The organism is Clostridioides sp. ZZV14-6009, assembly GCF_020658095.1.
Lineage (GTDB): Bacteria > Bacillota > Clostridia > Peptostreptococcales > Peptostreptococcaceae > Clostridioides.
Window position 1 is genome coordinate 28764 of sequence record NZ_JAGWDG010000023.1, and the last position, 12474, is coordinate 41237.

General features: G+C 27.8%; 12 protein-coding genes. 7 read left to right on the forward strand and 5 right to left on the reverse strand.

The features are described from left to right. Positions 1-69: 69 nt before the first annotated feature. The 4 genes from KGF36_RS18340 to rnr form a co-directional block, all read right to left on the reverse strand. Positions 70-714: an ABC transporter permease gene (locus tag KGF36_RS18340; protein ID WP_227830260.1), complete on the reverse strand. Its 645-nt coding sequence runs from the start codon at positions 712-714 to the stop codon at positions 70-72. Further along, a complete protein-coding gene (locus KGF36_RS18345; RefSeq protein ID WP_227854940.1) occupies positions 644-1933 on the reverse strand; it encodes an ABC transporter permease in 1290 nt (429 codons plus the stop codon). The genes KGF36_RS18340 and KGF36_RS18345 overlap by 71 nt, the downstream gene beginning before the upstream one ends. Beyond that, positions 1930-2802 carry an ABC transporter ATP-binding protein gene (locus KGF36_RS18350; protein ID WP_227854941.1) on the reverse strand — a complete coding sequence of 291 codons (873 nt, stop codon included), beginning with the start codon at positions 2800-2802 and terminating at the stop codon, positions 1930-1932. Before KGF36_RS18350 ends, KGF36_RS18345 begins: the two co-directional genes overlap by 4 nt. Positions 2803-3583: 781 nt before the next feature. Beyond that, positions 3584-5719 (reverse strand): ribonuclease R, encoded by a 2136-nt coding sequence (gene rnr, locus KGF36_RS18355; RefSeq protein WP_227854942.1) that lies wholly within the window; start codon positions 5717-5719, stop codon positions 3584-3586. A gap of 614 nt (positions 5720-6333) precedes the next feature. Between rnr and KGF36_RS18360 the strand changes: the two genes are divergently transcribed. The 5 genes from KGF36_RS18360 to KGF36_RS18380 all read left to right on the forward strand — a co-directional run bounded on the left by KGF36_RS18360 (position 6334) and on the right by KGF36_RS18380 (position 9546). After that, positions 6334-6948 carry a DNA alkylation repair protein gene (locus tag KGF36_RS18360; protein WP_227830263.1) on the forward strand — a complete coding sequence of 205 codons (615 nt, stop codon included), beginning with the start codon at positions 6334-6336 and terminating at the stop codon, positions 6946-6948. 17 nt (positions 6949-6965) lie between these two features. After that, the gene (locus KGF36_RS18365; RefSeq protein ID WP_227830264.1) at positions 6966-7325 is read left to right on the forward strand and encodes a winged helix-turn-helix transcriptional regulator; all 360 of its coding nucleotides are present in this window, start codon (positions 6966-6968) and stop codon (positions 7323-7325) included. Between the two features lie 111 nt (positions 7326-7436). Then, positions 7437-7934 carry a YbhB/YbcL family Raf kinase inhibitor-like protein gene (locus tag KGF36_RS18370; RefSeq protein ID WP_227830265.1) on the forward strand — a complete coding sequence of 166 codons (498 nt, stop codon included), beginning with the start codon at positions 7437-7439 and terminating at the stop codon, positions 7932-7934. Between the two features lie 295 nt (positions 7935-8229). Further along, complete coding sequence (locus KGF36_RS18375; protein ID WP_227854943.1) at positions 8230-8604, forward strand: VOC family protein; 375 nt, start codon at positions 8230-8232, stop codon at positions 8602-8604. A gap of 3 nt (positions 8605-8607) precedes the next feature. Further along, entirely contained in the window at positions 8608-9546 is a 939-nt protein-coding gene (locus KGF36_RS18380) for an AEC family transporter (RefSeq protein WP_227830267.1), read from the forward strand. Between the two features lie 378 nt (positions 9547-9924). On the opposite strand, the gene KGF36_RS18385 is transcribed toward KGF36_RS18380, so the two are convergent. Beyond that, positions 9925-11013 carry a rhodanese-like domain-containing protein gene (locus KGF36_RS18385; RefSeq protein ID WP_227830268.1) on the reverse strand — a complete coding sequence of 363 codons (1089 nt, stop codon included), beginning with the start codon at positions 11011-11013 and terminating at the stop codon, positions 9925-9927. Positions 11014-11356: 343 nt separating this feature from the next. Here KGF36_RS18385 and KGF36_RS18390 point away from each other — a divergent pair, with 343 nt between their 5' ends. Both KGF36_RS18390 and KGF36_RS18395 read left to right on the forward strand, forming a co-directional pair. Next, positions 11357-11983 (forward strand): IS607 family transposase, encoded by a 627-nt coding sequence (locus KGF36_RS18390; protein ID WP_227830269.1) that lies wholly within the window; start codon positions 11357-11359, stop codon positions 11981-11983. Next, a partial coding sequence (locus KGF36_RS18395; protein WP_413926892.1) for an RNA-guided endonuclease InsQ/TnpB family protein occupies positions 11946-12474 on the forward strand: 529 nt, incomplete at its 3' end. The genes KGF36_RS18390 and KGF36_RS18395, both read left to right, overlap by 38 nt.

The following is a 12474-nucleotide window of genomic DNA, read 5'->3' on the forward strand; positions in this document are numbered from 1 at the left end:
GTTTACCTGCAATAAACAACTTTTATATTACTCTATTTAATTTGCCTACAGTAAACAATTTTAATCTAACTAACCAATCTTTCTTTTTATTGGCTTTATCAAAAGAGACACAATTATCAACACAATACTTCCACATATCAACCAATACTTTTCATCAAAGCTACCTCGACTCATAGACATTATAAAGAAATTTCCGACGTACTTATCTCTAGTCATCATATTTAAAATTAAATATCCTATAGATACCATATATCCTATAATAGTATTATTAAATAAGTTTGAAAATAACATACCTAAACTTCCGATAAACATAGCTGATGCAAAACTCCCCACAATATATTTAAATATAGGGAAATTGCCTCCAAGATGTTTTAAAACCAGAACAAATCCAGTAATTAACACAAGCATACTTATAATTGACATTATTATTCTTATTAATTGTATAACTACTTGAGATACTGATTTTGATGATACTATCTCATCAATTTCCTTTGATTGCTCTAAGTAAAATGTAGGAACTAGCATTATTATTCCCACTATTACAACATAGTTTTCAAGACATATAGCTGCTGAAACACTATCTAAATTTGCTACCCCTTGTATAAATGGAATCAAACATAACATCCCAATTGAACATATTAGATTAATTAGAGTGCTTAATTTGAAGTTTTCTTTTATTAAAACTAAATAATTTTGAAAACTTTGAACCAACATTAAGATTCCCCCTTCTTTTTTGTTCATATAAGAATGTAGTTAAAAAGACAATTATTAAAGCTCCTAATCCCATTAAAAGTCTATTACTCATAATAGAATTAAAGTTTTCTGCTATAATAGTTCCATTTAGTACATTATTATGTCTTATCATTAGTCCCATTGATGGATAATCTCCTTCAAGACCTATAGAGTTTATACTGTAAAACCACCAAATTAATTGAACAATAATTGCTACTGGTGTGTCTGTTAATACAGTCAGACTCACTCCTACAGCTGTAACTATCATAAGGGTTGGTAACAACCACCACAGTGTATATTTTACAAATGCTAAATTATCAATAGAAATACCTTCATCTTTAGCAAATGAAATTAAAGGAAGCAATTCTTTTATTCCTAAAATTAAAACTGGCAACATCATCATAAATACAAGAGCAAAATATCTTGATAAAATTATTTTAGATGTTGATGCTTGTTTTGAGTAGACAATTTCGATCATTCTTGAACGTCTATCTTTCATTGACATAAAGACTGCTACGAATACTGGAAATATACTTAAAATTATACCTATATAGTCACAAAAAATTCTTGCATAGCCGTTAGTTACTTTATCTTTTTGTATTGTATAGTTATAATCTTGCATAGCTTCTTCATAAGTAACTGGAATCATACCAAATCTTTGTAATTTATCAATAGAATACGCAGACCCACCACCTAAAATTTCATCTACACTTTGCATTACTTCTTGAAATCTTTCAAATGATAATTTAGAAGTATTTACTTCTATATTTTCCTCACTTTTCCAAATTGAGTTTACTTTGTCAATACTGTTACCAGTTATCTCCTCAATATACTTCTCTATAGTTTGGGTCTTACTTTCATTTAATTTTATATGCTTAATAATTCCCATTGGATATGTTGTATATGAATTTGCTTGATATTCTCTAATCAAACTTATAGTTGCACTTGGAATCACTTTATCAGACTTCAAAGATTCTTTTTGACCATATGGATACTGGTTGTTCTTTAGGTAGTATTCATCAATATTTTCTACCCTTTGAGGTGCAACCAATGGATTTCCATCATTAGGAATATTTTTGCTTGCGTCTTCTGAAACTGAACTTCCAAGTTGCGAAATATAGAAAACTACCAATACTACAATAAAAACATAATAAACTGTGCTTTTTAATATGTTTTTACACTCTTTTATAAATAGATTCATATCTTATCTCCTCCCATCATAAGCATATAGCCATCTTCAATAGTCGGATTACATTCTACTGCTGTTTCAAAAGGTTTGTCTTTTGATATGATTCTAAGTGTAGCTTTTCCACCTTGAGTCAACATACCTATAACTACAAATCTATTTTTTATATTTTCAATGTCTTTTTTATCTACTTCAACACTATATACTTTTCCATCAGCAAGTTTTGATAATGCCTCAGTTGTACCATTATATATGACTTTTCCATTATCTAATATAGCTATATTTTCACACGTTGCCTCTATATCCCCTACAATATGTGTTGATAATATAACTATTCTATCATTGGCAATCTCACATAATAAATTTCTAAATCGTATACGTTCTTCTGGGTCAAGTCCTGCTGTTGGTTCATCTACGATTAAAATTTTAGGATTGTGAATCAGCGCTTGTGCAATTCCAAGTCTTCTATTCATACCTCCAGATAAAGATTTTACTTTTACTCTTTGATAATTAGTTAGATTTACTTTGCTTAATAACTTATTGATAATTTTTCTTCTTTTTCCTGATGGTATATTTGATAAAACAGCTAGATAATCCATTGCTCCATACACTGTCATATTAGGATACATTGAAAAATCTTGAGGAAGGTAACCAACCATATTTCTAATTTCTTTCGTTTTTTCTATAGGAATCCCACACATATCTATTGAACCATCTGTCTTTGATAACAAAGTAGCTAGAATTCGCATAAATGTTGTTTTTCCTGCTCCATTTCTTCCCAAAAGTCCAAACATTCCACTATCAATTTCAATGCTTACATTTTCAAGAGCCATTTTTGAACCAAACCTCTTGCTGAGATTAGACACTGATATTTTCATTTCCATATATAAGTACACCCCCACAAATCATTTTATAGTATTTTATTTTTATGAATTTTTTATTATATTTCATTATATTTCCATAATAGATTCTAAAACTTAAGATATTATTTAGAAATTTCTAAATTTTTTCTAAAGATTTTAATTTCTCTTAATAAATAAAATAAATGTGCTTATATACTAATGACTTCTGTACTATAGTGATTTAAAAATAATTGAAGTGTCTAAAGATATTATCATCATCTCCCCCAAAATGACAACCAGTCAGAGTAAACTGAATTGCATGCCCATAATTACTTACCTCCTAAGTAGTATTTTTATAATTTCAACTCATAGCAAAGAGTATTGAAAAGAAAAGCTACTTATAAAAATATCATTACTTCTTAAAAATTAAAGTGTGTGTAAGGTAATATTTCTGATGTGTAACCAAAGAATTTTATTACGCACACATACACAAAGATTACATCAATTAGTTCTATCTTTTGTGTAAAATACATGTGTTGTAGTGTCAAAATTATATAAATTATATAAAATAAAAAATAAGTGTATCTCAAGTTCTGAATGATACACTTATTTCCTATTAAAAAATCTATTTTTTTAATATATACTTTTCGCTAAATATTGTAAACATCTACTTTTTATCAAAGATTCTACATTTAGTCATACTATAAACACTACAAATTCTCATGTCTACTTTTAAATATTTCTGTATTTTCTTATTTTAGGATATTAATTTTCCCTGTGTACTCTTACTGTCAAATATTAAACCTTATTCTTTATATTTTATTTATTCTTCAATCTTTTCAACTATCTCAAAGTCAATTTCTTTAAAATCTACATTTACACCTTCAACCTTTATCTTAACAAGGTCACCTATTTTATATGACTTCTTAGTTCTCTCACCTAACACACTATAAGAACTTTCATCATAGATATAATAGTCGTCATTCATATTTGCAAGTCTTATCAATCCTTCTATAGTATTACCTAGCTCAACAAATATTCCAAATGAAGTCACACTAGATACAACACCTTCAAACTCTTGACCAACTTTATCCTTCATGTAAAGAGCCTTATAGAAGTCATGTACATCTCTTTCAGCCAATTCTGCTTTTCTTTCTTTTTCAGATGATTGAACAGATGCATAATCCACTATAGTAGTAAGTTGCTCTTGTCTCTTTCCATTTATCTTATTATTTAAAGACTCTTTTATTATTCTATGAATTTGAAGGTCAGGATATCTTCTTATTGGTGACGTAAAATGACAATAGAATTTAGCTGCTAACCCAAAGTGACCACTACATTCTGGTGAATACTTAGCCTGTTTTAAAGAACGAAGCATTATGGTACTGATTGCTCCCTCTTCTGTTTTGCCTTTTATCTTCTCTATTATTCCTTGTAATGCCTTTGGATGTACTTCTTCCTTATCACCTTTTATTGTATATCCAAATGTAGATATAAACTTACTCAATTCTTCCATTTTTTCTAAAGATGGTGTTTCATGTATTCTATACACAAATGGTATACCCATCCAGTAAAAATGTTCAGCAATTGTTTCATTACTTATAAGCATAAACTCTTCTATTATTTTATTAGAAATTCTTCTTTCATATGGTTTTATATCTGCAACTTCTCCATTTCCATTTAGAATTATCTTTGCTTCTGGGAAGTTAAAGTCTATAGCCCCTCTTTTTTCTCTTCTTGACATAAGAATTCTAGCCAAAGTTTCAGAGTTCTTAAAATCATCTACAACATGTTCAAAAGTCTTTTTAAGCTTTTCATCATCTTTTTCTAATATATCAGATACTTCTGTATAAGTCATTCTAGCTTTTGAATTTATTATAGATTCACATATTTCATGCTTAACTACATTTCCCTTATGGTCTATTTCCATAAATATAGAAAGAGTTAATTTGTCTTCAAATGGATTTAAACTACACACTCCATTAGAAAGAGTCTTTGGCAACATTGGAATTACTTTATCTACTAAGTACACAGATGTAGCCCTTTTTAAAGCTTCTTTATCTAATTTATTTTTTTCTCTTACATAATGTGTAACATCAGCTATATGAACTCCTAATTTAAAGTTTCCATTAGATAATACCTCTATTGATATAGCATCATCTAAATCTTTTGCGTCATCTCCATCTATAGTAAATATGTTTAAATCTCTTAAATCTCTTCTTCTTTTTACCTCTTCTTCTGGAATTTCAACAGCTACAGCTTCTGCTTCTTGCAATACCTTCTTAGGAAATTCTTCTGGAAGACCATGTTCTCTTATTATAGAGTCTATTTCTACTCCTCTTTCGCCTTTTTGACCCAGTATTTCTATAATCTTTCCTTCTGGTTTTCTATCTTCTTGTGGCCATACTGTAATTTCACAAACTACCTTATCATTATCTACTGCTCCACTAAAATATCTTTTAGGTATATATATATCCTTAGTAAATTTTTTATTGTCTGGTGTTACAAACCCAAAAGTTTTACTTGATTGAAAAGTACCTACTATTTTAGTTATTTCCCTCTTTATAATTTTTATTATTCTTCCTTCTGCTCTTTTTTCTTCAGTTGCAGGTACAACTATCTCTGCCATAACTCTATCATTATGCATAGCTCCATTTATATTGTCACTTGAGATAAATAAATCTTGTGTGTATTCAACATCAGATTCTACAAATCCAAAGCCTTTTTTATGTGCTGTAAATTTACCAACAAAATATCCCATTTGATTTGGTGATATCATTTTACCTTTCTTAGTAAAACATATATAGCCATCTTCCTCTAATTCTTCTAAAAAATTATAGAACATCGGCATTTCTGATGAATGTATATCAAAAATTTCTGCTAATTCTTCCTTTTTTAGAGGATTATATGCACTTTCGTTTATTAATCCTAACAAACTCTCTTTAAGTCCTGGTATCATTTTTTCCTCCTATTTTACTCTCTTGTTATATTATTTTTTTAGTTTTCTATTATATTACCCTTTGTATATCTTCTATATTACCTTTCATATATCTTCACACACCGTCTTTTATATTCTTTTATTATTGTTTCAAGTTAAATCAATTATTATATATTTTTATATTAATTGAAATTATCTTAATAAAGCTTTAAAAAAGTTATGATAATTCTATAATAATAGTTTAAGTCATCATAAGCACAATTGTAATTTACTCAAAATATCCTTATTACATCTGCTTTATCACCTAATTATACACCATCATATAGAATTGGTAAAATATTCATTCCATCTAAGTATTACTATATAATAATTTATTATATTAGTATACGCAAATTAAGTTAAATTTATATAACTCAATTAATTTTTTAAATATAGCTTCTTATAATATAAAACTCATAATAAAAGTAAATTTATATGTTAAATTAGGTTGATTTTTTATTGTTTTTTATTTATTCTAATATTAAGGGCTTGCAAACGTTTTTTGACAAGTCTTTATTTTATCTAAATTAAATAAATTTTTTTATTATGAATAATGTATTAAATTTAAACTAATCTACTTATTGGAGGAGATATACTTGGAAGAAGTAATTGCAAAAATTATTACCATAGAAAATGGTTTTAAAGAAATTGAAAACATTGCTAAAAAAATTGTGAAAAATAATGACTCAAAGAAGTGTTATTATCTATCAATTTACTTATATAGATCAGAATACTATCAAGTAAGAGAATTAGCAGTGTTTATATTAGGCTTTATATCAATACATATTTCTGAAGCCTTATTATTTTTAAAAAACAATGTGAGTAAAGATGAAAACTGGAGAGTACAAGAAATATTAGCTAAATCATTTGATTATTATTGTAGTGAAGTTGGATATGATAAATCACTTCCTGTGATAAAAGAATGGTTAAGTTCTGACAATCCAAATATAAAGAGAGCTGTGACAGAGGGTCTTAGAGTTTGGACTATCCGAGACTATTTTAAAACCAACCCCACTGTAGCTATATCATTGCTTTCTAGTTTGAAAGATGATGACAGTGAATACTTAAGAAAATCTGTTGGAAATGCTCTCAGAGACATAAGCAAAAAACATCCAGATTTAGTAAAAAACGAATTAAACTCATGGGATGTTTCAAATAAAAAAGTTGAGCTTGTATATAATATTGCTTCAAAACGTATTTTTGCAAAATAAATTGGAGGTGACTATACTTGAAGCTTCGTGAAAAATATACATGTCCATTAGAACTAACACATGATATGATAAAAGGTAAATGGAAGTCTATTATATTATGGAGATTACGTATAGGTCCAACTTCTCTATCAAAACTAGAAAAAGAGATTAATGGAATCAACCAAAAAATGTTGCTTGAACAACTTAAAGAATTGATTGAATTTGGGCTGGTTGATAAAAAGACATATGAAGGATATCCACTTAAAGTTGAATATTCACTTACACCTATTCGTGGAAAGCAGATGTTAGATGCTTTAGCTATAATGCAAGATATAGGAATTAATTTTATGCTAGAGAATGGTATGGAAGATATTCTTGAGGAAAAAGGGATTTTATAATAAACTAATACACACAAAAAAGTAAGTAATTTACCATTATTTACAACTAGTATATAATAAACTTACAGAAAATTTTTATTAATTTATTATATATTTAGGAGGTAAATTATTGTGAAAGTAACTAGTACAGGTATAGTAAATGGTGTTATAGAAGATAAATATGGGAAAAGAGGAAATCAATTTAATAAAGGTGGTATGCCTACATATTCATTACCTCTAAAATTTGAAGATGCTCCAGAGCATACAGTATCCTTTGCTGTATTTTTAGAGGACAAAGATTCAGTTCCTGTATGTGGATTTGCATGGATACATTGGCTAGCTGCAAATATAACAAAAGATGAACTAAAGGAAAATGAAAGCATAACAGCTACTGATTTTATTCAAGGAACTACTAGTTGGCATAGTAAATTAGGTGATATTGGTAGATTAGAAGCTAGTGTTTATGGTGGTATGGCTCCTCCAGATAGACTACATGTTTATGAAATACATGTGTTTGCACTTGATACTACTCTTAATCTTGAAAAGGGATTTTATATGAATGAGCTTTTTGAAGCCATGGATGGACATATTTTAGATAGATTTACACTTAAAGGAAGTTATTCTAATTAATTAGATTTACTATAGCTAATCATTAATTTGTCTCACTTAATTAATGATTAGCTTAATTGTTATTAAATTATTTTTCTATTTTAATTAATTATTGATTCAATAGATTTAAATTATTTCTTATATTTTGTTTAACTACTAAATCAATGAATTTCAGATTATTTCTTATATTTTGTTTAACTATTAAATCAATGAATTTTAAATTATTTCTTATATTTTACTAAATCTTATTTTACAGCTTATTAAAAGAAAATATCAACATAGTTAATAAATCTATATAAAATTTCGAGGAGTTATTATGATAAAAAAAATAGACCATGTGGTCATTACTACTAATAATATAGAAAACTGTATCAGTTTTTATAAAAAACTTGGTTTTACATTAAAGAAAACAAATGAAAGATATGAACTTTACTCTGGAGATTTCAAAATAAATGTCCATTTAAAAGGGCATGAACTTTCACCTCACAGCAAAAACGTACAAACAGGTAGCGCTGATTTGTGTTTTGAAATAAATACTAATATTGACATGACAAAAACAAACTTAGAACAAAATGGGATTCAAATTGAGCAAGGAATTGTAGAACGTACAGGAGTCTTTGGTAAAATGAAGTCTATTTACTTAAGAGACCCTGATGGAAATTTAATCGAATTGTCAAGTTATGGAGAATAAACTTTGGAAAATTTAATTCTATCTATAAATGTCGTTCTTCCTTTGTTTCTCACAATGTCACTTGGGTATGCTCTGAAAAAATTAGGTTTATTTGATGAACATACCTTAAATAAAATGAATAATGTTTGTTTCAAATCTTTCCTGCCATTATTATTATTTTTTAATATATACAATACGGATTTAAATGGTTCTCTCAACCTCAAACTTATGGCTGTAGCTGTTATAAGTATTTTTTCAATCTTTTTACTCTTAGTTTTTATTATACCTAAAATTGAAAAAGATAATAAAACAAGAGGTGCATTAATACAAGGTATCTTTCGCAGTAACTTTGTTATATTTGGTATACCTGTAACAATCTCACTATTTGGTGATAAAAATATTGGGGTTACATCTTTATTAATTGCAGTTATTGTTCCTATGTTCAATGTATTATCAGTTGTAATACTTGAAATTTTTAGAGGAGGTAAAATAAATATAAAGCACATGATTAAAGGTGTTTTAACAAATCCTCTTATAATCGCTTCTGTAATAGGATTGATAATGCTTATTTTAAATATTAAAATCCCTGAATTTTTACATAAAACTATTGGTGATATTTCTAAAATTGCTACTCCTCTATCACTTATAATTCTAGGAGGCTCTTTCAGCTTTTCTACTCTAAAGGGACATATAAGACCAATTATACTGGGTGTGTGCGGAAAACTTATTCTTATACCTGCTATATTTTTACCAATTAGCATTTTCCTTGGATTTAGAAATGTAGAATTAGCCTCACTTATGATAATGTTATCTGCTCCAACTGCTATTTCTTCATTTACAATGGCTCAACAGATGAATTCTGATAGTGAGTTAGCTGGACAAATTGTAGTATTTACTTCTGCATTTTCCATAATTACGGTATTTATAATAATATTTATCTTAAAACAGAATAATCTTATTTAGTAATATCCTATAGTATAAGTTGGTATAATAAGAAATGTATATTTGTATTGTAATAAACATATATTGATAGCATAGTAAATATATATTGATATTGTGATAAATATATACAGAAAATAAGTACTACTCATAACTCAAAAAAATATAAAAAAGGAGGTGTCTCAAAATTAGCTTTGTACTGCACCCCAATCGTTAGATTTTTGGTCCAACAATTTGGGTGCAGTACAATTTTTATTTTGAAACAGCCCCTTTTCTATTGAAATTCATATTCTCTATTGAAACTTGTATTCTTTACTGAAACTTATAAAACTTCAAGTTTTTTTTAATAGGATATAACTTATTACTTATAAAAACTATATTAATATATCCTCTTTTTTTATATTATTTTTTAGCTTTATCAGTTGATAATTCACCTACAGTTGTATACTTAACATCCCCATCTTTAGGATTTCCCACTTGTACTGGTAGATTAGGTTGTGTTTGCCATTGCCACCATCCACCATCAAATAAAGTGATGTTTTTCCATCCATTTTCATAGCACATTAACCAAGGAATAGTTGCTCTCCATCCAGTTCCACAATAAAATGCTGTATTTGTATCTTTTGTTACATCAATATCTTTAAAATAACCTAATACTTTATCAAAATCTACATAACTTCCATCTTCATTCATATAATCTTGCATACTGCTTGCATCAGTACCTGCACGTCCCCATACAGCACCCTTTGGCTCTCCAGCTTTATCAATATAATTGTATCCACTCGTTTTTCCAGAGAACTCTTCTAAGCTTCTTATACTTACTAATCTAAAGTTAGGGTCATTTTTTAATTTATTTTCTACATCTTTTATGTCCATTACATATTCTGGATGTGCTGGAACTTTTACACCAAACTCTTTTTGAGGTTTTGGCTCTACTTCTCCTTTTTCTACATCATATTTTGCATTTTTCCATGCTTCAATACTTCCATCCATAACTTTAACATTTTTAACACCAGCCCAAAGACAAATGAATGCTATTCTATCTACTCCTGAATCAGAACCATATAGTATAACAGTTGTATCTGATGTAATTCCATTGCTAAGTAATACTTTTTCAACTACATCTGCTGGTTTGATATTGTAGTTATCAAAGTCTTTTACTCCTTCATCATTATCATATTCTAAAGAGTCTGTATCAATATGAATAGCTCCTGGTATATGCTGTTTCAAGTAGCCCTCATTTTGTTCAGTTGCTCCCCATGAGCCTTCTGCTATAACATAATTTTTAGACTCTGGTTGATTTCCATCAATAACACTTTTTACCCACTTAGCAGATACAAATACTTTTGTTGTATCAACTGGGTCAGCTGTAACCTTTTCTGCATTAGCATCTTTATTACTTGCTTCATTTGAATTGTTGTTTGAACACCCAACTAATAATGTCGCAATCATAGCTATACATAATAGTAAACTTAATAACCTTTTTTTCACGTTTTTCCCTCCATCTTATCTAGTTTTCACCTAAAAAGTATATCATATAGCTTTTTTCTATTCAATAATTCTACAGCTTATACATAATATTGGATATACAAATTTTCTATACTTCATCTTATCCTTTATACAAAATTTCTATACAACATTCTATTTATGTCTTACTATTAAATTCTATTGATTTATATTATAATATTTGAGTAGTAAACATTATAATATAAATCAATAGAATATTTTTAGTTTGTCTATAATTTAATATAATAAGGAGTTGTAATTAGAAAATAAAAATATATTTAAATATAATCAAATATAGTATAATATAATCACAGAAAGGTGTGATTATATGAGTAAACATTATAAACCTAAAGAATTTGCAGAATTATTAAATATGTCAGTTATAACTCTGCAAAGATGGGATAATGATGGTAAATTAAAGGCATTTAGAACGCCTACGAATAGAAGGTATTACACTCATGAACAATATCTAGAATATACAGGAATACATAAAGAAACAGATAATAGAAAAGTAGTTATTTATACAAGGGTTTCAACCTCTAATCAAAAAGATGATTTAAAAAATCAAGTTGAATTTCTTAGACAATATGCTAATTCTAAAGGAATAATAGTAGATGAAGTCATTGAGGATTATGGAAGTGGGTTAAATTATAATCGCAAAAAATGGAATAAACTTATTGATAGTTGTATGACTAATGAAGTAAATACAATTATCATAACTCATAAAGATAGATTTATTCGTTTCGGATATGATTGGTTTGAAAGATTTTTAACTAAATTCAATGTAGAGATTATAGTTGTAAATAATGAAAGTCTTTCACCTCAGGAAGAATTAGTTCAAGATATAATATCAATACTTCATATTTTTAGTTGTCGCATATATGGATTAAAAAAATACAAGAAAAAGATTAGAGAGGATGAAGATATTGAAAAGAGCATACAAGATAGAGATTAACCCCTCTGATGAACAAAAATCTAAAATACACAAAACTATTGGTGTATCAAGGTTTATATACAACTTCTATATTGCTCATAGTAAAGAGATTTATGAAAAAGAAGGAAAATTTGTGAGTGGTATGGACTTTTCTAAATGGATAAATAACGAGTATGTACCTAATAATCAAGATATGAAATGGATTAAAGAAGTATCTTCTAAAGCTACTAAACAAGCTATTATGAATGGGGATAAAGCCTTTAAAGACTTTTTTAAAGGTGCTAAAGGCTTTCCTAAGTTCAAGAAAAAGAAAAATCAAGATGTAAAAGCATATTTCCCTAAGAATAATAAGACTGATTGGACTATTGAAAGGCATAGAGTTAAAATACCTACTCTTGGGTGGGTAAGATTAAAAGAATTTGTATATATACCAATAAATTCAATAGTTAAAAGTGGTACAGTAAGTCAAAAATCTAATAGATACTATGTATCTATATTAGTTGAGGAAGATG

Bases quoted from the DNA above. Each gene is read 5' to 3' on its own strand.
- KGF36_RS18340 (WP_227830260.1), bottom strand. From the start codon at position 714: ATGTTGGTTCAAAGTTTTCAAAATTATTTAGTTTTAATAAAAGAAAAC.
- KGF36_RS18345 (WP_227854940.1), bottom strand. From the start codon at position 1,933: ATGAATCTATTTATAAAAGAGTGTAAAAACATATTAAAAAGCACAGTT.
- KGF36_RS18350 (WP_227854941.1), bottom strand. From the start codon at position 2,802: ATGGAAATGAAAATATCAGTGTCTAATCTCAGCAAGAGGTTTGGTTCA.
- rnr (WP_227854942.1), bottom strand. From the start codon at position 5,719: ATGATACCAGGACTTAAAGAGAGTTTGTTAGGATTAATAAACGAAAGT.
- KGF36_RS18375 (WP_227854943.1), top strand. From the start codon at position 8,230: ATGATAAAAAAAATAGACCATGTGGTCATTACTACTAATAATATAGAA.
- KGF36_RS18390 (WP_227830269.1), top strand. From the start codon at position 11,357: ATGAGTAAACATTATAAACCTAAAGAATTTGCAGAATTATTAAATATG.